The organism is Mesorhizobium sp. WSM4311 (assembly GCF_002295115.1).
Lineage (GTDB): Bacteria > Pseudomonadota > Alphaproteobacteria > Rhizobiales > Rhizobiaceae > Mesorhizobium.
Genome location: NZ_NSFV01000004.1, coordinates 561,230 through 581,712 on the forward strand (window position 1 = coordinate 561,230; position 20,483 = coordinate 581,712).

Below are 20,483 nucleotides of genomic sequence, written 5' to 3' on the forward strand. Positions count from 1 at the left end.
TCACCCCACCCCGGACCTTCGGTCCGACCCTCTCCATCAAGGGAAGGGTAAATCACTTCCCCTTCCACACTGGATCGCGCTTTTCGGCGAAGGCGCGGAACCCTTCGATATTGTCTTCCGACCCATAGAGAGCGTCGACCGTCGCCAACTGCCGGCGCGTCACCTTGTTCATGGCGTCCTGGAAGGTCAGCGCTTCGGCCACCCGCGCGGTCTCCTTGATCGCGGCGAACACCAGCGGCGGGCCGCTGGCGAGCAGGCGCGCGATCTCCCAGACGCGGTCCTCGAGCTTTTCCTTGGGCAGCACTTCGTTGACCAGGCCCCAGCGATGCGCTTCCGCGACATCCATCCAACGGCCGGTGAACAGAAGGTCCATGGCGACATGATAGGGAATGCGCTTCGGCAGCTTGATCGTCGCCGCGTCGGCCAACGTGCCGGCGCGGATTTCGGGCAGCGCGAAGGAGGAGTGGTCGGAGGCGTAGATGAGATCGCAGGACAGCGCGAGTTCGAAGCCGCCACCCACCGCCATACCGTTGACGCAAGCGATGACCGGCTTGTTCAAGTCACGCAATTCCTGCAGGCCGGCGAAGCCGCCGACGCCATAATCGCCGTCGACCGCGTCGCCGCCGGCGGCCGCCTTCAGGTCCCAGCCGGCGCAGAAGAACTTGTCGCCGGATGTCTTGACGATGGCGACGCGCAATTCCGGATCGTCGCGGAACGCCTTGAAGGTTTGCCCCATCAGCCGCGAGGTCTTCAGGTCGATGGCGTTGGCCTTGGGCCGGTCGAGGGTGACCTCGAGGATCGAGCCTTCGCGACGGGTCGAAATGACATCAGACATTCTTGTTCTCTCCCAGCACCAGCAGCGCGTCTGCGATCCAGGCACCCTTGCCTTCGACGCAGACGATCAACGGGTTGATGTCGAGTTCCTCGATCTCGCCAGCATTCTTCTGCACGAAGCCGGCAATGCCCGCGATGGCGTCGATGGCGGCCGCGACGTCGGCCTTCGGCCGGCCGCGATAGCCTTCGAGCAGCGGGAACAGCTTCAGGCCGCGCAAAGCCGCCTCGATGTCGTCGCGGGTCGCCGGCAACATCAAGGTGACGCTGTCGCGCAGCAGTTCGACCAGCACGCCGCCAGTGCCGAGCGTCATGACAGCGCCGAACATCGGATCCCTGGTGAAACCGACGATCAGTTCGGCGACGCCGTCGCGCACCATGCGCTCGACATAGAGGCCGGTGCCGAGCGGCAGCAGATCATGCGCCGCCGTGCTGACGGATTCGGCGTCCTTGAGGTTGAGCCGGACAGCGCCGACCTCGGATTTGTGGGTGACGCCCAGCGCCTTCAGGGCAACGGGAAAGCCGAGCGCCATCGAGGAAATCACCGCCTCGACCGCGTTGCCGGCGCGCTCGCCCTTGGGCACGGGAAGCCCGGCCTTGATCAGCCGCGCCTTGGCCTCGGCCTCGTCGGGCGTGACATGCGCGCCGCCGGCGGCGCCAGCAGCGGAGGTGTCGACCGGCTGCGCCTGCGGTTCGGCCCATGCCCAGCCGATGAAGGCCGCTGCGCCTGCGGCATCCATGGCCTCGGAAATGCCGAACAGCGGCACCATGCCGCGCGCCATCAGCTCCGCGGTGTATTCCTCCGGCAGGTTCTCCGGCAGCGAGGAGACGATCGCGCCATGCGCCTTGTTGGTCTTCAGCGCCGATTCGAAGGCGCGCAGCGTCGCCCACCAGTCGGTGACCGAGCAACGGTCCGGGCGCGGAAAGTCGAGCACCAGCATGTTCAAGTCAAAGCCGCCCGACACCATGGCGGTGAAGGTGGCGGTCATCGCCGGCTCATTGTTCCAGATGAAGGTGTGGTAGTCGAGCGGGTTGGCGACCGCGACCAGCGGCCCGAGCGTCGACTTGACATGGGCACGGTGTTTTTCCGTCAAAACCGGGAAATTGACCCAGCGACCTTCGGCGCTGTCGGCCATGACAGAAGCCTCGCCGCCAGAACAGCTCATAGACGACAGGCGATAGCCCGGGAGCGGACCAGTGATGTGCAGCAGCTTCAGCGCCTCGATGAAGGCCGGAATGGAATCGACGCGCGCAATGCCCAGCCGCCTCAGGAAAGCGCCGGAGGCCGCGTCCGAACCGGCCAGCGACGCGGTGTGCGAGACAGTGGCCTGCCGCGCCTGTTCGGAGCGACCGACCTTCATGGCGATGATCGGCTTCTTCAGTTCGCGTGCCCGCGCAGCCAACCGTTCGAAGCCGGCTACCGAATCGAAGGCCTCGATATGCAGGCCGAGCGATGTCACCCGCTCATCCTCGATCAGGCCGAGCGCCATTTCGGAGAGGCCGGTCTGCGCCTGGTTGCCGGCGGTCATCAGGAAGGCGATCGGCAGGCCGCGCTTCTGCATCGTCATGTTGATGGCGATGTTGGAGGATTGGGTGATGATGGCGACGCCCTTGCCGCCCTCCTCCAGCCGGATGCCGCCATGCTGGTCGGGCCACAAAAGCGCGCCATCGGCATAGTTGATCAGGCCGTAGCAATTCGGCCCGATGATCGGCATCTCGCCGGCGGCCGCGACCAGTTCGGCCTGCAGCCGCTCGCCGTCATCGTCATAGGCCTCGGTTTCGAGGAAGCCGGCGGCAAAGCAGACGGCACCGCCGGCGCCGCGTTCGGCCAGCGCCTTGACCACCTCGATGGTCAGATGCCGGTTGACGCCGACAAAGGCGGCATCCGGCGCGCCGGGCAGATCGGCGACCGACCGGTAGGCCTTGCGTCCGGCAACCTCGTCCTTGGTCGGGTGCACCGGCCAGATCTCGCCGGCAAAACCCATCTTGATCGATTGCGCGACGACGGCGGCGGCCTGCACGCCACCGAAGACGGCGATGGATTTCGGGCGCAGGAGACGTTCGAGTTTATGCATGGTCATCTTTTCGTTTGAGCATCTCAGGACAAACGATCTCGTTTGCCCGATAAAACCGAATCTCGGCTTTGGGCGATCATGCTCTAAGCACCGAACGGACGCAGCAGCGCCCGCGAAATAATATGTCGCTGAATCTCCGACGTGCCCTCCCAGATGCGTTCGACGCGGGCGTCGCGCCAGATGCGTTCCAGCGGCAGGTCGTCCATCAGCCCCATGCCGCCATGGATCTGGATGGCTTCGTCGGCAACGTATGCCAGCATTTCGGTGGCCTTCAGCTTGGCCATGGCCATGTCCTGATCGGTGACGGTGCCCTGATCGTACTTCCAGCCGGCTTCGAAGACCATGAGGTCGGCGGCCTTCAACTCGGTCGCCATGTCGGCGAGCTTGAACGACACGCCCTGGAACTTGCCGATCTGCTGTCCGAATTGCTGGCGCTGCGCGGCATATTCCACCGCATGGCCAAGCGCCCGCTCGGCGCGTCCGAGGCAGGTGGCGCCGACCTGCAGGCGGGTGGCGCCAAGCCAGGAATTGGCGACGTCGAAGCCCTTGTGCACTTCGCCGAGAACCTGGCTGGCCGGCAGCCGGCAATCGTCGAATTCGAGGATGGCGTTGGTGTAGCCGCGATGCGAGACGTTGCGGTAGCCATCGCGCACCGTGAAACCCTTGGTGCCCTTGTCGACGAAGAAGGCGGTGATCTTCTTGCGCTTGCCACGCGGTGAATCCTCTTCGCCGGACGCCATGAAGACGATGGCGAAATCAGCGAGATCGGCGTGGCTGATGAAATGCTTGGTGCCGTTGAGCACCCAGTCGTCGCCGTCCTGCACGGCTGACGCCTTCATGCCGCGCAGGTCGGAGCCGGCACCCGGCTCGGTCATCGCCAGGCAGTCCCATTTCTCGCCGCGGATGCACGGGAACAGATATTTTTCGCGCTGCTCGGGCGTGCCGGCCAGGAGGATGTTGGAAGGCCGCGCCACGCAGGTCCAGTGCAGCGCGTAATTGGCGCGGCCGAGTTCCTTTTCGTAGAGCAGCCAGGTCACCGTATCGAGCCCCGCGCCGCCGACATCGGCCGGCATGTTGGCGGCATAGAGCCCGGCCGCGATCGCCTTGGCCTTGAGTTCCTCGATCAGCTCGCGGCGCAGCACACCGGTGCGCTCGACCTCTCGCTCATGCAGGTAAAGCTCATTCTCGACAAAGGCGCGCGTCGTCTCGACGATCAGCTTCTGCTCTTCCGAAAGACCGAAATCCATCGTCTCAGCCCTTCTTCTTTTTCTTCGGCTTTTCCGCCTTCTTCACCGGCTTGGAGGCCTTGGCCTTTTCGGCGGCCTTGGAAGCAGCCGGCTTCTTTGCCGCCAGCTTGGCCAACTGCCTGGTGTAATCCTTGTGCAAGGCGCCGGCGCCCCAGCCCTTGCCCTTGTTCTGCTTCGACAACGCATCCATGATCGCGACCAGATTGTCGTCGCGGATCTTTTCCAGTTCGCGGATCGACAGGCCATGCGCCTGGTCGTCCGACTGGGTGGCGATCAGGTCGACCAGTTCGTCGTTGAATTCCGGCACGTCCATCAGCTTGGTCCACGGCCATTTCAGGCATGGCCCGAACTGCGCCATGAAGTGGCGCATGCCGGCCTCGCCGCCGGCGACGCGATAGACCTGGAACATGCCCATCTGCGCCCAGCGCAGGCCGAAGCCGTAGCGCATGATGTCGTCGAGTTCCTCGACCGTGCAGATGCCGTCCTTGATCAGCCACAGCGCCTCGCGCCAGGCGGCCTCCAGCAGGCGGTCGCCGACGAAGGCCTCGATCTCCTTGCGGATGACGACAGGCTTCATGCCGATCGAGGCATAGATCTCCTTGGCGACCTCGATCGCCTCGGGGAAGGTCTGCTCGCCGCCGACGATTTCGACCAGCGGCAGGAGATAGACAGGGTTGAACGGATGGCCGACGACCAGCCGCTCCGGGTGCTTCTTCATCGCCACCTGCATGTCGGTCGGCTTGATGCCGGAGGTCGAGGAGCCGACAATGGCGTTGGCCGGCGCATGGGCGTCGATCTCGGCCAGCACCTTGTGCTTGAGGTCGAGCCGCTCCGGCACGCTTTCCTGGATGAAATCGGCGTCCGCGACCGCCTCGGCGATGGTCTTGGCGAAGGTGAGCTTGCCCTCTTTCGGCAAGCCGCCGGGCACCATCTGCTTGTAGGCGCGGCGCGCGCCCTTCATCACTTCCGAGACCTTGCGCGAGGCTTCCGGATCTGGATCGAAGATCGACACGTCGATGCCGTTGAGCAGCAGCCGCGCCACCCAGCCGGCGCCGATGACACCGCCGCCAACGGCGGCCGCCTTGTTGATGATGCTCATGCGCAAGCTCCGGTTCTTGTCCTGGCTGTTTCGGGATCAATGAGAGGCACGCGCTCGCCGGCGCGGATCACGGATGCGTCGTAGGCCTTGCGGGCGAAAACCTCGAGCACGAAGGGCCGGAAGAAGTCGATCGGCAGCGTCTCATAATCGGGATCGAAGCTCGACTGGTCCCAGCGCTCGCAGAACTGGTCGCAATCGTCGAAATAGGCGTGGCCGGCAAAGCGGTCGCGGGCATGGCGGTTGCCGCCGAGATGATGGGCGTAATAGAGCCGCTGGAAGTCGCCGTGTTTCTCGACGACCCAGGTGCATTGCTCGCGCACGAAGGGCTTCAGGATCGAAGCGGCGTATTCGTCGTGATTGTATGGCGCGTAGATGTCGCCAATGTCATGCAGCAGCGCACAGGCGATCCAGTCGATGTCGGCGCCGTCGCGCCAGGCGCGCGTCGCCGCCTGCAACGAATGGCCGAGCCGGGTGATCTTGTAGCCGGACAGACCCTCGTCGAGCTGGACCAGCGCGTCGAGCAGCCGCTCGCCGGTCCTGGCGGCATAGTCGGTCTCATGGGCGGTCAGGAACTCGTAGTCTTGCCTGTCGCCATCCTTCATCGCGGTGAATTTGACGGTAGTAGCCATCGCCAGCCCCCACCTATGCCGCGGCTGCGATCGGCGCCCGCTTGGTCAGGTTGAGCTTCTTGCGCACTTCCTCCGGCCCCAGGATCCGGGCGCCGAGATTGGTGACGATGCTGGCGGCACGCTCGACGAGCTGCGCATTGGTGGCGAGCACGCCCTTGTCGAGCCAGAGATTGTCCTCAAGACCGACGCGGACATTGCCGCCGGCGATCACGGCCGCCGCGGCATAGGCCATCTGGTTGCGGCCGATGGAAAACGCTGACCAGTTCCAGGTCGACGGCACGTTGTTGACCATTGCCATGAAGGTGTTGAGATCGTCCGGCGCGCCCCACGGCACGCCCATGCAGAGCTGCACCAGCGCGTCGGGGTTGAGCACCTTTTCCTCGACCAGCTGCTTGGCGAACCAGAGGTGGCCGGTGTCGAAAGCCTCGATCTCGGGCTTGACGCCGAGGGCCGTCATCATGCCGCCCATGGCGCGCAGCATGCCGGGCGTGTTGGTCATGACATAGTCGGCTTCGGCGAAGTTCATGGTGCCGCAGTCAAGCGTGCAGATTTCCGGCAGGCACTGGCGCACATGCTCCATCCGGTTGGTGGCGCCGCCCATGTCGGTGCCTTTTTCGTTGAGCGGCAGCGGCGCTTCCGGCGAGCCGAACACCATGTCGCCGCCCATGCCGGCGGTGAGGTTCAGAACGACGTCGACATTGGCGTCGCGGATACGCTCGGTCACCTCGCGGTAGAGATGCACATCGCGGCGCGGCTTGCCGGTCTCGGGGTCGCGGACATGGCAGTGGACGATGGCCGCGCCGGCCTTGGCTGCGTCGATGGCCGAATCGGCGATCTGCTTGGGCGAACGCGGCACATGCGCAGAGCGATCCTGCGAGCCGCCGGATCCGGTCACGGCACAGGTAATGAAGACCTCACGGTTCATCGCAAGCGGCATGGAATTCTCCTCCCAATTCGAACAGCCATGCATGTCGCCCAAGAGTGGGAACCGGTTTTGGGACAACGACATGCACAGGGACACGCATAACATTGCGCGACTTGCAGGCGGCTGCTTTGCGCTTTACGAAGGCTGCATGACAAAAAACGAAAAGGCGACAATCTTTCGCGCCGAGCAGTCGCCGCTCAAGGTGACGTTGCTGGTGTTTTCCGGGGCATCCATCATGTGCGTGGCGTGCGCCGTCGATCCGCTGCGGGCCGCCAACCGCATCGCCGGCGAAACCCTGTTCGACTTCAAGCTGGTTTCGGTAACCGGGGAGGCGCCGGTCACGACATGCGGCCTGCCCGTGGCGGTCAGCGGCCAATTCGATGCAACGGAACCGACCGATGTCCTGGTCGTGGTCGCGGGCTTCGGTACGCAGAACTATGCGACGTCGGCCTTGCTCGCCGGGTTGCGCCGCGCGGCGCGGTCGGCCCGCGCCTGCGGCGGCGTCGAGGCGGGCACATGGCTGGTGGCGCGCGCCGGCCTGCTGGAAGGGCGTAGCGCCACCACCCATTGGGAGGACATGGAGGATTTTTCGTCCGCATTTCCGGGCGTCGACGTGCGCCCCGACCGATACATCATCGATGGGCCGGTGTTCACCACGGGCGGCGCGTCGCCGACCCTAGACCTGATGCTGCACCTGATTCGCACCCGGCTCGGCATGGCCGTGGCGCTCGATGTGGCAAGCGCGTTCATCTACGACCAGGCGCGCGTGGCGACCGATGCGCAGCCGCTGGTCTCGCTCGGCCGGCTCGATGGCTACGATCCGCGCCTGGCGCAGGCCATCCGGCTGATGGAAGCGCATGTCGACCAGCCGCTGACCATAGAAGCCATCGCCAAGCGCGCCGGCGTGACGGCACGGACCCTGGAAAGCATCTTTCGCAAGTCGATCGGCGAGACGCCGGGCGCCTATTATCTGAGGCTGCGGCTGGGGGCCGCGCGCCGGCTGGTGGTCGACACGCGCGTGGCCATGGCGGATATTGCCGGGCGGACCGGATTCTCGTCCGCCGCGGCATTTTCCAGAGCGTTTTCAAGAGCGTTTGGCGAAGCCCCGGTGAGGTTGCGCCGGGGCTAAGTCAGTTCAGGGGAATCAGGCGGCGTTCTGGCGATCGCTGCCGGCGTCGATCTGCGAGCGCATCTGTCGCACCAGCCGGATTTCAAAGCGGTTGCTGACGGCGCGATCCCATTGGTTTTTCACGTCGTCGGTCGGCCGCGGCAGCGCCATCAGCCCGTCGATGATCGATCCGGTCTCACCGGATGAGAGCAGGGCGTCGATTTCGCGTTCGTGCTGCATATCGGTTCGCCTCCTTCCTTTTCACCCGCCACAGGTCCCTTTTATACGAGATACGTGACGGCAGTTTGAAGGCAAGAGCGAGGTCATTGAGGGGCGGCGCGGGCAAACCTTTTGGTATTGCGCTACATTGACTTCGGACATTCCGGCGCAGGCCCGCGGGCGGACAATGCCTCGAGAAGACGCGATGACACGCATTCCGGCACTGGCGGAATTCCCCGACGCGGCGCAGTGCTACAAGGCCGGCGCAACCCTCAGCGCCGTGTTCCGGCGACAGGCTCGTCCCCACGCGTCCACGCCCGGCGCCGATCGCCGGCGAGGTGGTCAACGCCTCGCCGAGCTCTATCATGCTCGTGTGGCTCCACCCCGCGCGGAATGCAATTTTCAGCTCTGCGGCGCCCGAATCGGGCACCGCAAGACACCTCACACGTAGCGGTTGACGATGTTTTCCAGCAATTCCTGACGGCCGGAGCGCGGCTGCGGTTCGATCTTCTTCTTGACCACGCGCTCGGCGATGTCCTCCAGCGTGCGCTTGCCCGACAGCATTGCCTTGCCCTCTGCCGTGTTCCAGCCGGCATAGCGCTCGGCCAGCGGCGCCGACAGCGCCTTGTCCTCGACCATGCGGGCCGCGGCCTTGAGGCCGCGCGCACAAGAATCCATGCCGCCGATATGGCCGATCAGCAGGTCCTGCGGGTCGAGCGACTGACGGCGCAGCTTGGCGTCGAAATTGGTGCCGCCGGTCTTGAAGCCACCAGCCTGCAGGACCTGGTAGTAGGCCAGCGCCATTTCCGGCACGTTGTTGGGGAACTGGTCGGTGTCCCAGCCCGACTGGTAGTCGTTGCGGTTCATGTCGATCGAACCGAAGACGCCGAGGGCATTGGCGAGCGCCAGTTCGTGCTCGAAGGAGTGGCCGGCGAGGATGGCGTGGCCCTGTTCGATGTTGAGCTTGACCTCCTTCTCCAGGCCGAAGCGCTTGAGGAAGCCGTAAACGGTTGCGACGTCATAGTCGTACTGATGCTTTGTCGGCTCCTGCGGCTTCGGCTCGATCAGGATGGTGCCCTTGAAGCCGATCTTGTGCTTGTAGTCGACGACGAGGCTGAGGAAGCGTCCGGCCTGTTCCTGCTCGCGGGCAAGGTCGGTGTTGAGCAGCGTCTCATAGCCCTCGCGCCCGCCCCACAGCACATAGTTCTCACCCTTCAGCCGCTTGGTGACGTCGATGCAGCTTTTCACCGTCGCCGCCGCATAGGCAAAGACATCCGGATCAGGATTGGTGGCGGCGCCCGACATGAAGCGGCGATGCGAAAAAAGGTTCGCCGTGCCCCAGAGCAGCTTGACCCCGGTCTGCTTCATCTTGCCGGCGAAATAGTCAGCGATCTCGTCGAGGCGGGCGGCACTTTCTGAAAAGTCCTTGCCCTCGGGCCGGACATCGGCGTCGTGGAAGCAGAAATAGGGCGCGCCGAGCAGCGAGAACATCTCGAAGGCGACATCGGCCTTGAGCTTCGCCAGTTCCATCGTGTCGATGCCGCCCGCCTTGGGGAACCAGGGGCGGTCGAAGGTCTGGCCGCCGAACGGGTCGCCACCCGGCCAGGCAAAGGAGTGCCAGTAGGCGACGGCGAAGCGCAGATGGTCTTCCAGCCGCTTGCCGGCCACCACCTCGTCAGGATTGTAGAAGCGGTAGGCCAGCGGATTGGTCGAATCCGGCCCCTCATATTTGATCTTCTGGATGTCGCCGAAAAATCCGCTGCTCATGATTTCCGTCCTCTCTCGAATAGTTCGCCCTGATTACCTCAGGCGTAATTGGTTTCGGTCCCAGGCTGGTCGAAAAGGCTGATGTCAAAGCCATCAAACAAAGGAGACAGACCATGACCGACCTCAACAAGATCGCCGAGGGCTACATCACCGCCTGGAACGAAAGCGATGCCGGCCGCCGCGCCGAATTGCTGAACGCCACCTTCACCGAAGACGTCAGCTATCGCGATCCGGTCATGCAGGGCGACGGCCATGACGGTGTCGCGGCGCTCATCGACGGCGTGCAGCAACGCTTTGCCGGCTTCCGCTTCTCGCTGAAGGGCACGCCGGACGGCTTCGCCGACAAGATCCGCTTCTCCTGGAACCTCGGGCCTGAAGGCGTTCCTTCGGTGATCGAAGGCACCGACATCGGAATCATCGAAAACGGCCGCCTGAAGAGCATCACCGGTTTTCTGGACAAAGTGCCGGCGCAGTGAGGCCGGAAGTCGCGGCGTGGGCGAGAAATCGTTCACGCCGTGGCACTCCTGATTGCCGGATAGAGCGCCCGGTAGCGATGATAGGCGTCCGCATAGGCGCCGCCGAGCTTGGCATCCGGTTCGATCGTGGCATCCGTCCTTGGGGCGGAGCAGACGGCCAGCGGAGCGGCACCCGTCGCCGCGATCAGACCGAGCCTGGCGGCACCGAAGGCGGCGCCGAAATCGCCGTCGGCGGGAATGTCCACCGGCACCTGCAGCGCGGTGGCGATCGATTTCAGCCAGTAGCGCGAGCGTGAGCCGCCGCCGATCGCCGTCACCCGCGTCAATGTGGTGCCGGCTGTCTTCAGGGCTTCGAGACTGTCACGGAAGGCGAAGGCGACGCCCTCGAGCACTGCCTGCGTCAGCACCGCGCGGCTCGATTCATGCGCCAGCCCGGTGAAGGAACCGCGGATGGCGGAATCATTATGCGGCGTGCGCTCGCCAGAGAGGTAGGGCAGGAAGGATACACCGGTCGGTGCCTTCAGCGCGTCGCCGAGTTCGGCGGTCAGTTCACCCGCGCTCTTTCCAGTGATCTCCGACAGCCAGTTGAGCGAATCGGTCGCCGACAGGATCACGCCCATCTGGTGCCAGGTGTCGGGCAGCGCATGGCAGAAGGTGTGGACGGCACTTGCCGGGTTGGGCAGATAGGACGCGTTGGCGGCAAACAGCACGCCCGACGTACCGAGAGAGACAAAGGCATGGCCAGCGCCGACCGTGCCCATGCCGCAGGCCGAGGCTGCATTGTCGCCGGCGCCGCCGGCAATCGGGATGCCGGCCACGACGCCCCATTTCGATGCCAATTCAGCGCGCAAACCACCGGCCTTCTCGGTGCCCTCGACCAGCGACGGCATCTGCTTGTCGTCGAGCGACGTTGCCGCCAGCAATTCGGGCGACCAGCGGCGCTTGCCGACATCAAGCCAGGACGTGCCGGCGGAGTCGGACATTTCGGAAATGTGCTCGCCGGTCAGCCAAAGCCGCAGGAAATCCTTCGGCAGCAGCACCTTCGCCACTTTGGCGAAGACGGCGGGTTCGTTGTTCTTCACCCAGGCGAGCTTGGGCGCGGTGAAGCCGGGGAAAACGATGTTGCCTGTGAGCTTGCGGAAGCGCGGATCGGCGTCGAGCGCCGCCGCCTCGACATGGCTGCGCGTGTCGTTCCACAGGATGCAGGGGCGCAACACTTTGTCAGCTGAATCGAGCAAGGTCGCGCCGTGCATCTGGCCGGACAGGCCGATGCCTTTCACCGCCGCGAATTGCCTGGGATGGGAAGCCTTGAGTTCGGCGATCGCATCTTCGCAGGCGCGTATCCAGTGGGACGGATCCTGTTCGGACCAGCCGGGACGCGGCCGCGAGACGTCAAGCGAGCCATGGCCGGAACCGACGACGGTCTGTCCGGCATCGATCAGCAGCGCCTTGACGCCCGACGTGCCCAGGTCGAGGCCGAGATACATGTCATCCTCCCATGCCAATTATTTTTTTCGGATCTCGAAAAAATCTGGCTGAGCCAGTTTTTAAGGCAAGATCGGCTTGCGGTCAATTCTCTGACAAATCGGCCGCGCGTCGCGCAAGCAGCACGGAGAGTGGGCTATCCGGCCGCGCCATCGAACGCTCGGCCGTGAGCGCCCCGGCGAGCGCGCGGTCACCGGCCCGCAAGGCCGCTTCGATCAGCGTCAGGTCGATGACGTCGCGCTGTGCGTGGCTGCCACCGAAGCGGTTGGCGATCGCCCGGATCGGCCGGATCAGGTGCACGGCCTCTGTGTAGTTGCCCTCGCCGAACGCCTTGATTGCCAGCGTCAGCGGATGACCGACATCGCGCGTGAAAGCGGCGTTGTCGCCATTGCCGCGCATGGCCTCGCGCTGGGCATCGAGCAAGGTCCGCGCCGGGGTGTCGAGCCCGGCGCCTACGAAGGCCATCATCGCATGCGCATCGTTGAAGGCATAATCGCCGGCGCCGGCCTTGGGCCAATTGGCGGCGAGCGCCGTCCAGCGGTCACCGACATCGATGCCGCCGAGATGCAGCCGCCACAGGATTGCCGACGCATCGACCATATTCAGCGCCATCGCCGATGGCGTGCCATAGATCGGTCCGTCATAGAGCGCCAGCACCTGGTCGATCTCGCCGAGATCGTAATGGAACAGCGCTAGGTGCCACCAATTGTGCACCTGCAGGAAGCTCTCCTTTGTCCAGGCTTCGGGATTGGCGCGCATCCAGGCGATCCCGTCCCTTTGCCGGCTTTGCATTTCCATGACATGCGCGACCGCATGCTGCGCCCAGCCGTCGCGCGGCTCGATCTCGACCGCCGCGCGACCGAGCTGTTCGGCCCTGGCATAGTCGCCCATTTCCTCCAGCCCGAAGGCCTGCATTCCGAGAATAGCGTGGTAGCCCGGCATGCCGCCCTGCCATGACGGCAAGGCACGGGCGATGCGGTCACGCAGCATGCGGGCATTGCCGGTGAAGAAGTCGATCTGGTGCCCGACCTGCAGCGCCAGCGCGTCGAGGGGGGTCTCGATGGCGATATCCTCGAGGATCCTGGCGGCGTCATGCCAGCGCCCGTTGGCGAGGTGGCCAAGGGCCAAGACATGCGCCTCTTCGCGCGTCGTCGCGGCAAGCGGCAGCGCCGCCTCGTGGCAAGCCCTGGCCACCGCCGTCGCGTCGCGCTCGGTGGCGAGGCCGAAGAGATAGCCCTTGAAAACATGCGCCATGACGAAACCGGGATCCTCCGATATGGCACGGTCGACGGAGGCGACGGGATCGCCGATGAAGCACAGCAATTCACGCACGGCCTGGCCGTAGGGCGTGAATCCCGCTTCGGTGGCGCCCGAAAATGTCAGGCCGAATGCGTCCCTGATTGCCATGCAACATCCTCTGATCGACCTGGGACAAGCCCCAGACCCTTCAGGCCAAGGCGATCTTAAATCATGGGCCACGGACGTGCCAATCCATGCACTGCACAAGGTTCATGCCAGCTGCCTTTGCAGTTCATCAACCATCGAATGCAGATTAGGCTTTGTAAAAGCGAACGAATTGTGGCTTCATTGCGGCGCGGCGAAGGGCTTGTAATCGCGATCTGAGAGGGGGACGCGATGCAGCATTTTGAAATACAGCGTCCGAACGGCCGTTCGGAAAACGTCGATCAGTCGAATTCTTTGTCGTGGCGAAAGCCGCAGCAAATCCATCCATGGTTTATTAGCTTATTTGCAACTACAGCACTTGTGTTGCTGCCGAATTCCGCGGCCCTGGCGGCCTGCATTCTGGTTCCGTCGGCCGGAAACACCACCTTCACCTGCGACAGCGGCGATTCCGGCGGCAGCCTTACCGATACCAGCGGCAACAACACGCTGACCTTTCCCGCAGGCGGCACCGGGCAGGTGAGCGGCAACGTCATCTTCGGCGCCGGTATGGATCGCATCGACATGCAGTCCGGCACCATCACCGGCACGGTCGACCAGGGCGACGGCACCGATTTCTTCACCATCGGCGGCGGCACCGTCGCCGGCAATGTCCAGCAGGGCGCCGGCATCGACGATTTCAACATGAGCGGCGGCCAGATCGGATCGCTCAACCAGGGCGACGGGCTGGACACATTCACCATGACAGGCGGGCGCATCGTCGATTTCTTCGACGATGGCGACAACGCCGTGATGACCGGCGGCCGCATCGGCCGGGTCAACATGAAGCTCGACAAGAACTATTTCAACATGTCCGGCGGCACCATCGACCGCAACCTCGTCACCGGCTTTGACCAGGACACCGTCATCCTGTCGGGCGGCACGATCGGCGGCAACATCAGCGTCAGCGGCGGCAATGACAGCGTGACGATATCAGGCGGTACGGTCGGCGGCGATGTACTGATGAGCTTTGGCTCCGACAGTTTCGTCTGGAATGGCGGCGGCATCATCTATGGCGCCGTCGATCTCGGCGCCGACAACGATACCGCCAAGCTCAGCAACCTCACCAACGCCAATCTCGGCGGCACGGATGCCTTGAATGGCGGCCTCGGTACCGATGCGCTGACCTTCGACAACGTCAAGTTGGAGGGGATCAGCCGGGTCCAGAACTGGGAAAGCATCAGCGCCACCAACGACACACAGCTGATGCTCGACGGCAATCTCAAGCTCGGCGACAGTGGCACCGGCACGGGCTCGCTCAGCGTCGATGCTTCGAGCACGCTCTATGGCGGCGGCTTCAACTCGACGATCCAGGCCTTCACGGCAGGCCAGTTGGCGGAAGTGACCAATGCCGGGCGCATCGACCTGACCAACGGCGCCACGGGCGCAACCGACCGGCTGACGATTTCGGGCAATTATGTCGGCGCCGGCGGCGTGCTGCTTGTCCAGACCGAACTCGGCGACGATTCTTCCGCGTCCGACAGGCTGGTGCTTTCGGGCGGCACGGCTTCCGGCTCGACCGGCATTTCCGTGGTCAACGCCGGCGGTGCGGGTGCCGCGACCACACAGGACGGCATCATGCTCGTCCAGGCGGTCAACGGCGCCACTTCGGGCGCCTCGACCTTCGCGCTTGACGGGCCGGTCGCCGCCGGCGCCTTCGAATACTATCTTTTCAAGGGCGGCGTCAGCGCCGGCAGCGAGGAGAACTGGTATCTGCGCTCGACGCTGATAACACCGACGACGCCGGCCGCGGCGCCACCGACGGTCGAGCCCCCTCCGCCGGTGGAACCGGTGCCGCCGGCGGCCGAGCCGCCACCGCCGCCGCCCTCCGAACTGCCGCCGACCCCGCCGCCGAGCGAGGGCGACATCAACAATCCGCCGGTCGACCCGACACCGCCCGTGCAGGCCAGCGACCCGCAACCCGAACCACCGCCGCCACCACCACCGGCGCCTCCGGCGGATCCGCCACCACCACCGCCGGTGGTGCCGACCGAAGCGCCGGCGCTTCCAGTGCCGACACTGCCTGGCCCGCCGCCTGTCCAGCCGGCGCCGCCGACACCCGGAGCGACGGCGGTGCAGGCAGCCGTGATCCCGCTCTACCGCATCGAGGTGCCGGTCTATTCGGCCTTGCCGCCGGTGACCGAACACCTGGCGATGACGACGCTCGGCACCTTCCACGAACGGCGGGGTGAGCAAAGCCTGCTGTCGAACCCCGAGCTATCGCCGGTCTGGGGCCGCATCTATGGCCAGGACGCCAAGATGGGCTGGTCGGGAACGGTGTCGCCCTCCTTCGACGGCACGCTGTACGGCCTCCAGGCGGGCTTCGACGTGTTCGGCCGCGACACCGCCTCGGGCGGAATCGATCGCGCCGGCCTGTTCGTCGCCTATGCCAGCATGAAGGGCGATTTGCGCGGCCAGGCGCTGGGATGGAACGATCTGTCCGTCGGCAGCCTCGACGTCACCGGCACCAGCATCGGCGGTTACTGGACCCGGATCGGCCAAAGCGGCTGGTACCTTGACGGCGTCCTCATGGCCACCTTCTTCGGCGGCGACGCGACATCGTCGCGCGACATCGGCATCGATGTCGGCGGAACAGGCGTCACCGCTTCGCTGGAAGGCGGCTACCCAATCGCGCTGGCACAGGGCTGGACGCTTGAGCCGCAGGCGCAACTGGTCTGGCAGCATCTGTCGCTCGACGACACCAACGACCGCTTCTCGTCGGTTTCCTTCGATACCGACGACAGCGTCAGCGGCCGGCTGGGTGCGCGGCTGCAGGGCGAGACCACCATCAACGGCGTGGCGCTGCAGCCCTACCTCAAAGCCAACATCTGGCACGATTTCGGCGGCACCAGCCATGTCAATTTCGACACCACCGACATCTCGACCGAGGGCCGGTCGACCTCCTTCGAGTTCGGCGGCGGCGTGGTCGCTGAGGTGACCGACAAGGTCAGCCTCTTTGCCACCGGCGACTACACGACCAATCTGGGCGGCGACAAGCGCCGCATCCTCGAGGGCAATGTGGGTATCAGCGTCAAATGGTGAGGCCCTCGGGGCCTCACCTGCGTCCCCGTCGGGACATCAATTACCCGAACGCATCGCCACCGTGGCGATGCCGGCGCCGACCAGCAGCGTGCCGCCGGTGCGGTTGAAGATGCGGATCGCCTTGGGATTGCGCACGACGTTTCGGGCGCGGGCCGCAATCAGCGCATAGCCGAAGGCATTGGCGAAGGCGAGCGCCAGGAAAGTCGTCTCGAAGATCAGCATCTGCGTCCAGAAATCGGCGTGCCGGTCGAGGAACTGCGGCAGGAAGGCGACGAAGAAAGTGATGCTTTTCGGGTTGAGCGCGGTGACCAGCCAGGCATGAGCCATCATCTTGGCCGAAGACACCGCGTCGGTGCGCGGCTCGGCTTTCAGCGCGCCGCCGGCGCGGAACAGTTTCACGCCGAGATAGATCAGATAGCCGGCGCCGATCAGCTTCAGCATGGTGAAGACGGTTGCCGAAGCGGCGAGCAGCGCGCCGATGCCGAGCATCGACAAGGTCATGGCGGTGAAATCGCCGAGCGCCACGCCAACCGCCATCGGCAAAGCGGTGCGCCAGCCCTGGCCCAGCGCATAGGACACGACCAGCAGGATGGTCGGACCCGGAATGATGAGCAGGATGGTCGACGCGGCGGCGAAAGCGGCCCAGTTCTCGAAGGACATGTCTGTCTCCCTTGGGTTAAGGAGAAGGATAAATCCTCAGCCTAGGGGCAATGTAAAGAGGCCTGATTTTTGTTTTTACGAACATTCGGGCGGAAGACCGCCACGCACTTTCCCTGGAATTGCCGTGCTATCAATTGCGCCAAAGGCAGGTCGGCGTCAGTTCGCGCCGCCCAGCGTGCTCACGATATCGGCCAGGCTGACATCGGCACCGAGAACCAAGGCGGCCGCGACAATGGCAGCGGCAACAAGCGTGATGTCGGTTTTTAGCGTCTTGCACATGCAGGCCCCTCGCTGACTGCCTGATGCGTAGGAAAGGCTGGCGCCGGGATTATGACCCGACCTCGGTCGGAACGCCCGATTGCCAGTTCATTCGGGACGGCCCGGTGCCGCCATGCCAGGCACAAATGCAGGCAGTGCAAGGTATTCACGCTTTATCAACCATGAATGATGAAAATGCCCGCTATCCGGCCGGACCGTGCTTCCCGCCGACAGCGTAGGGTTTGGGTATATGCGTGAGTTGCCGCAAGGTCTGACGCCGCCACGAAACGGCGACGCAATCGAAACCAATCATCATCTTTCCCGCCGCGCCGTCCTTTCCGGGGCAGGCGCCCTTGCGCTGCTCGGTGCGGCCGGCTGCTCGACTTCCGGCGGCGGCATGCCGGCGCTCGAACTCGACAATACGGTCACCGGTTCCGTGCCGCCGATGCGGCCGGCGATCAGCGTCGACAGGAACATCACCAGCCCCGACCTGATGTACGCCGCTTTGACGGACAATGGTTTCAACGTGCCTGAAGTGCCTTATCTCAAGGTCAAGCCGGAATTCCGCCGCCAGATCGTCGTCGACACGTCCGGCGAGGCGCCCGGAACCATCGTCGTCCATCTCAAGGAGCGCATGCTCTATTTCGTCCAGCCGGGCGGCGACGCCATCCGCTACGGCGTCGGCATCGGCAAGGACGGCTTCCGCTGGTCCGGCCGCGCCAACATCCAGTATGGCCGGGAATGGCCGACCTGGACGCCGCCGCCGGAGATGATCCAGCGCAAGCCCGAACTGGTGAAGTGGCAGGGCGGCCAGCCCGGCGGCCTCACCAACCCGCTCGGCGCGCGCGCGCTCTACATCTACCAGGACGGCAGGGACACCGGCTACCGCATCCACGGCTCGCCCGAATGGTGGAGCATCGGCCAGGCGATGTCGTCGGGCTGCGTGCGCCTGATCAACCAGGACATCATCGACCTCTACAGCCGCGTTTCGAAGAAAAACCCGGTCGTCGTCATCTGATTGTTTGGGCGGCCTACGCTGCCGCTTCCATCTTCCTGTTCGAGCATGAACTTTTGCCGAAAACCCGTTTCCACTTTTCGGGATCATGCTCGCGACTCTCCCGTTGCGTGATGCGGCAAGACAGGCCAAGGTGCCTTGAAAACCATCGCTCGGGAGACGTCAGGAATGGCCGGAACTTTTGTCATCGCGCAAGGCGGCGGCCCGACCGCCGTCATCAACCAGACGGTGGTCGGCGCCACGCTGGAGATCCGCAAGCGGCATCCGGGCGCCAAGGTCCTGGGCTCCATCCATGGCGTGCGCGGCATTCGCGACGGCAATTATGTCGACCTTTCGGCCATCCCCGAGGATCGGCTGCGGCTGATCGCCGGAACGCCAAGCGCGGCACTCGGCTCGACGCGCGACAAACCGGATGCGGCCTATTGCGACGTCATCCTCAACGGCTTGAAGAAGGCCGGCGCCGACGCCTTCATCTATATCGGCGGCAACGATACGTCGGGCACACAGCAGATCCTGACCGACGCCGCCGGCGGCTCGATCGCTTTCGTCCATGCGCCGAAGACCATCGACAATGATCTGGAGGAGAACGACCATACGCCGGGATTCATCTCGGCGGCCGAGTTCGTTGCCGGCGCCTTCCTCTCCGTCGATCTCGATTTCCGCGCGTTGCCCGGCATCTATGTCGGCATCGTGATGGGCCGGCATGCCGGTTTTCTCACCGCAGCGGCGGCCGCCTGGCAGCTCGATCCCGACAGCGGCCCGCATCTGGTGTACGTGCCGGAGCGGCCATTCTCGGCCGCGGGCTTCATCGATGATGTGCGCGCCACGCTCGACCGCCACAAGCGCTGCATCGTCGCCGTGTCGGAAGGGGTGAGCACCGCCGACGGCAAGGCGCTGGTCGAAAGCCTGGTACCGCCGGACAAGCTCGAGCGCGACGCGCATGGGAACGTCAAATTGTCGGGCAGTGACCTGCCGGCAGCCCTCGAGCGCGCATTGGCCGAAGGCCTGCCGGGCAAGCGGGCCCGCGTCGACGCGCTCGGCTACATGCCGCGCGGCTATGTCGGCGCCATCAGCGCCGTCGACGCACAAGAGGCGTTCGATGCCGGCGCCTTCGCCGTGTCCGTCGCCGAACAGGGCGGCGGCTCCGTGGCGCTGCAATATGACGGCGCAAAGACCGTTCTGAAGAAGGTGCCGCTGAAGAACGTCGCCGGCAAGACCCGTCACATGCCTGACGATTTCATGAAGCCCGACGTCAACCAGTTGTCCGAGGCCGGCATGGCCTATCTCAAGCGGCTGGTGCCGGAAAAGTACAAGGTCGGGAAGCCTTTCGTTTAATGGAGTGGTTCAGCAAGAGCATTGTCGACGACAGGACGACGATGCTGACCGAGCCGTTCGTGCATGACTATGTGCGCGCCAACATCTGGCATCTGCGAGGCCGCGACGCCGACCTCCTGGTCGACACCGGCATGGGTATCTGCCCGCTGGCGCCGCAGATCGAGACGCCGCAGGGCAAGCCGCTGCTGGTCGTCGCCACCCACATCCATCTCGACCATGTCGGCTCGCTGCATGAATTTCCGTGGCGGGCCGGGCCGAGGATGAGCGCCGCGCAGTTCGAGAGCATGGATGAGGCGGCGACCTATGCCTACATGTTCCATGATCTCGAAGGCGCCGTGTCGAAATTGCCGGCGCCAGGCTGGAAGGCCGCCGACTACAAGATCCCCTCGGCACCGCTGACGCGGACGCTTGACGAGGGCGACGTGGTCGATCTCGGCGACCGGCAATTCCGCGTGCTGCACCTGCCCGGGCATTCGCCGGATTCGATCGCCCTTTTCGACGAGGCCGACGGACTGTTCTTCAGCGGCGATGCCATCTACGACGACACGCTGATCGACTCGCTGCCGGATTCCGATCGGGCCGCCTATGCCAGCACCATGCAGCGCCTGCTCGACCTGCCGATCCGCATCGGCCATGGCGGCCACGGGCCGAGCTTCGACGGCAAGCGTATGCGCGAGATTGCGACCGACTATCTGCGCCGGCATGACGATCCGTAAGCGCTCCCCGAATTAAATCTTCGTAAGGTCGGCCAAAAACCCTAATTCGGGCCGATCGGCACCCTAGATACCTCGGTGTCGATCCGGCCGACCGCCATGTACGGCGAGACAGGCAAGCCCGGCCGTCGACACGCCGACGGGCGCTTCTCCCAAGAG

The 20,483-nt window shown here is 64.7% G+C and carries 18 protein-coding genes; 6 read left to right on the forward strand and 12 right to left on the reverse strand.

Translation table 11 applies throughout. From position 1 onward, the window contains the following. Positions 1-52: 52 nt before the first annotated feature. The 6 genes from CK226_RS13475 to CK226_RS13500 form a co-directional block, all read right to left on the reverse strand. Positions 53-835 carry a carnitinyl-CoA dehydratase gene (locus CK226_RS13475; RefSeq protein WP_095792100.1) on the reverse strand — a complete coding sequence of 261 codons (783 nt, stop codon included), beginning with the start codon at positions 833-835 and terminating at the stop codon, positions 53-55. Continuing rightward, positions 828-2,906 carry an acetate--CoA ligase family protein gene (locus CK226_RS13480; protein WP_095792184.1) on the reverse strand — a complete coding sequence of 693 codons (2,079 nt, stop codon included), beginning with the start codon at positions 2,904-2,906 and terminating at the stop codon, positions 828-830. Before CK226_RS13480 ends, CK226_RS13475 begins: the two co-directional genes overlap by 8 nt. Before the next feature lie 83 nt (positions 2,907-2,989). Then, entirely contained in the window at positions 2,990-4,153 is a 1,164-nt protein-coding gene (locus CK226_RS13485) for an acyl-CoA dehydrogenase (RefSeq protein ID WP_095792101.1), read from the reverse strand. 4 nt (positions 4,154-4,157) lie between these two features. Then, positions 4,158-5,252 carry a carnitine 3-dehydrogenase gene (locus tag CK226_RS13490; RefSeq protein WP_095792102.1) on the reverse strand — a complete coding sequence of 365 codons (1,095 nt, stop codon included), beginning with the start codon at positions 5,250-5,252 and terminating at the stop codon, positions 4,158-4,160. Then, positions 5,249-5,881, reverse strand: a complete 633-nt coding sequence (locus tag CK226_RS13495; protein WP_095771509.1) for an HD domain-containing protein — start codon at positions 5,879-5,881, stop codon at positions 5,249-5,251. The genes CK226_RS13490 and CK226_RS13495 overlap by 4 nt, the downstream gene beginning before the upstream one ends. Before the next feature lie 13 nt (positions 5,882-5,894). Further along, positions 5,895-6,818 carry a 3-keto-5-aminohexanoate cleavage protein gene (locus tag CK226_RS13500; protein ID WP_095792103.1) on the reverse strand — a complete coding sequence of 308 codons (924 nt, stop codon included), beginning with the start codon at positions 6,816-6,818 and terminating at the stop codon, positions 5,895-5,897. Positions 6,819-6,954: 136 nt separating this feature from the next. Here CK226_RS13500 and CK226_RS13505 point away from each other — a divergent pair, with 136 nt between their 5' ends. Then, positions 6,955-7,935 (forward strand): GlxA family transcriptional regulator, encoded by a 981-nt coding sequence (locus tag CK226_RS13505; RefSeq protein WP_095792185.1) that lies wholly within the window; start codon positions 6,955-6,957, stop codon positions 7,933-7,935. A 15-nt stretch (positions 7,936-7,950) separates the two neighbouring features. On the opposite strand, the gene CK226_RS13510 is transcribed toward CK226_RS13505, so the two are convergent. Both CK226_RS13510 and xylA read right to left on the reverse strand, forming a co-directional pair. Then, entirely contained in the window at positions 7,951-8,154 is a 204-nt protein-coding gene (locus tag CK226_RS13510; RefSeq protein WP_095771507.1) for a hypothetical protein, read from the reverse strand. A gap of 420 nt (positions 8,155-8,574) precedes the next feature. Next, complete coding sequence (xylA, locus tag CK226_RS13515) at positions 8,575-9,900, reverse strand: xylose isomerase (RefSeq protein WP_038651459.1); 1,326 nt, start codon at positions 9,898-9,900, stop codon at positions 8,575-8,577. 113 nt (positions 9,901-10,013) lie between these two features. Between xylA and CK226_RS13520 the strand changes: the two genes are divergently transcribed. After that, positions 10,014-10,376 carry a nuclear transport factor 2 family protein gene (locus CK226_RS13520; RefSeq protein WP_095792104.1) on the forward strand — a complete coding sequence of 121 codons (363 nt, stop codon included), beginning with the start codon at positions 10,014-10,016 and terminating at the stop codon, positions 10,374-10,376. A 32-nt stretch (positions 10,377-10,408) separates the two neighbouring features. On the opposite strand, the gene xylB is transcribed toward CK226_RS13520, so the two are convergent. After that, complete coding sequence (gene xylB, locus CK226_RS13525) at positions 10,409-11,863, reverse strand: xylulokinase (RefSeq protein ID WP_095792105.1); 1,455 nt, start codon at positions 11,861-11,863, stop codon at positions 10,409-10,411. A gap of 82 nt (positions 11,864-11,945) precedes the next feature. Continuing rightward, positions 11,946-13,268 carry a tetratricopeptide repeat protein gene (locus CK226_RS13530; protein WP_095792106.1) on the reverse strand — a complete coding sequence of 441 codons (1,323 nt, stop codon included), beginning with the start codon at positions 13,266-13,268 and terminating at the stop codon, positions 11,946-11,948. Between the two features lie 228 nt (positions 13,269-13,496). Between CK226_RS13530 and CK226_RS13535 the strand changes: the two genes are divergently transcribed. Continuing rightward, complete coding sequence (locus CK226_RS13535) at positions 13,497-16,343, forward strand: autotransporter outer membrane beta-barrel domain-containing protein (RefSeq protein ID WP_095792107.1); 2,847 nt, start codon at positions 13,497-13,499, stop codon at positions 16,341-16,343. 36 nt (positions 16,344-16,379) lie between these two features. Here CK226_RS13535 and CK226_RS13540 read toward each other — a convergent pair whose 3' ends face one another. Then, the gene (locus tag CK226_RS13540; RefSeq protein ID WP_095771502.1) at positions 16,380-17,003 is read right to left on the reverse strand and encodes a LysE family translocator; all 624 of its coding nucleotides are present in this window, start codon (positions 17,001-17,003) and stop codon (positions 16,380-16,382) included. 156 nt (positions 17,004-17,159) lie between these two features. Continuing rightward, a complete protein-coding gene (locus CK226_RS36015) occupies positions 17,160-17,282 on the reverse strand; it encodes a hypothetical protein (RefSeq protein ID WP_095771501.1) in 123 nt (40 codons plus the stop codon). Positions 17,283-17,511: 229 nt separating this feature from the next. Between CK226_RS36015 and CK226_RS13550 the strand changes: the two genes are divergently transcribed. The 3 genes from CK226_RS13550 to CK226_RS13560 all read left to right on the forward strand — a co-directional run bounded on the left by CK226_RS13550 (position 17,512) and on the right by CK226_RS13560 (position 20,327). Further along, positions 17,512-18,279: a L,D-transpeptidase gene (locus tag CK226_RS13550; RefSeq protein WP_095792108.1), complete on the forward strand. Its 768-nt coding sequence runs from the start codon at positions 17,512-17,514 to the stop codon at positions 18,277-18,279. A 165-nt stretch (positions 18,280-18,444) separates the two neighbouring features. Beyond that, entirely contained in the window at positions 18,445-19,611 is a 1,167-nt protein-coding gene (locus CK226_RS13555; RefSeq protein ID WP_095789389.1) for a diphosphate--fructose-6-phosphate 1-phosphotransferase, read from the forward strand. After that, a complete protein-coding gene (locus CK226_RS13560) occupies positions 19,611-20,327 on the forward strand; it encodes an MBL fold metallo-hydrolase (RefSeq protein ID WP_095792109.1) in 717 nt (238 codons plus the stop codon). Before CK226_RS13555 ends, CK226_RS13560 begins: the two co-directional genes overlap by 1 nt. The last annotated feature ends 156 nt before the right edge of the window (positions 20,328-20,483 follow it).

What these genes read in the sequence shown, in the direction of transcription:
- CK226_RS13480 (WP_095792184.1), bottom strand. Translation starts at nt 2,906, where the DNA reads ATGCATAAACTCGAACGTCTCCTGCGCCCGAAATCCATCGCCGTCTTC.
- CK226_RS13510 (WP_095771507.1), bottom strand. Translation starts at nt 8,154, where the DNA reads ATGCAGCACGAACGCGAAATCGACGCCCTGCTCTCATCCGGTGAGACC.
- CK226_RS13475 (WP_095792100.1), bottom strand. Translation starts at nt 835, where the DNA reads ATGTCTGATGTCATTTCGACCCGTCGCGAAGGCTCGATCCTCGAGGTC.
- CK226_RS13505 (WP_095792185.1), top strand. Translation starts at nt 6,955, where the DNA reads ATGACAAAAAACGAAAAGGCGACAATCTTTCGCGCCGAGCAGTCGCCG.
- CK226_RS13535 (WP_095792107.1), top strand. Translation starts at nt 13,497, where the DNA reads ATGCAGCATTTTGAAATACAGCGTCCGAACGGCCGTTCGGAAAACGTC.
- CK226_RS13500 (WP_095792103.1), bottom strand. Translation starts at nt 6,818, where the DNA reads ATGCCGCTTGCGATGAACCGTGAGGTCTTCATTACCTGTGCCGTGACC.
- CK226_RS13485 (WP_095792101.1), bottom strand. Translation starts at nt 4,153, where the DNA reads ATGGATTTCGGTCTTTCGGAAGAGCAGAAGCTGATCGTCGAGACGACG.
- CK226_RS13490 (WP_095792102.1), bottom strand. Translation starts at nt 5,252, where the DNA reads ATGAGCATCATCAACAAGGCGGCCGCCGTTGGCGGCGGTGTCATCGGC.
- CK226_RS13495 (WP_095771509.1), bottom strand. Translation starts at nt 5,881, where the DNA reads ATGGCTACTACCGTCAAATTCACCGCGATGAAGGATGGCGACAGGCAA.
- CK226_RS13555 (WP_095789389.1), top strand. Translation starts at nt 18,445, where the DNA reads ATGGCCGGAACTTTTGTCATCGCGCAAGGCGGCGGCCCGACCGCCGTC.
- CK226_RS13560 (WP_095792109.1), top strand. Translation starts at nt 19,611, where the DNA reads ATGGAGTGGTTCAGCAAGAGCATTGTCGACGACAGGACGACGATGCTG.
- CK226_RS13530 (WP_095792106.1), bottom strand. Translation starts at nt 13,268, where the DNA reads ATGGCAATCAGGGACGCATTCGGCCTGACATTTTCGGGCGCCACCGAA.
- CK226_RS13540 (WP_095771502.1), bottom strand. Translation starts at nt 17,003, where the DNA reads ATGTCCTTCGAGAACTGGGCCGCTTTCGCCGCCGCGTCGACCATCCTG.
- CK226_RS13550 (WP_095792108.1), top strand. Translation starts at nt 17,512, where the DNA reads ATGCGTGAGTTGCCGCAAGGTCTGACGCCGCCACGAAACGGCGACGCA.
- xylB (WP_095792105.1), bottom strand. Translation starts at nt 11,863, where the DNA reads ATGTATCTCGGCCTCGACCTGGGCACGTCGGGCGTCAAGGCGCTGCTG.
- CK226_RS13520 (WP_095792104.1), top strand. Translation starts at nt 10,014, where the DNA reads ATGACCGACCTCAACAAGATCGCCGAGGGCTACATCACCGCCTGGAAC.
- CK226_RS36015 (WP_095771501.1), bottom strand. Translation starts at nt 17,282, where the DNA reads ATGTGCAAGACGCTAAAAACCGACATCACGCTTGTTGCCGCTGCCATT.
- xylA (WP_038651459.1), bottom strand. Translation starts at nt 9,900, where the DNA reads ATGAGCAGCGGATTTTTCGGCGACATCCAGAAGATCAAATATGAGGGG.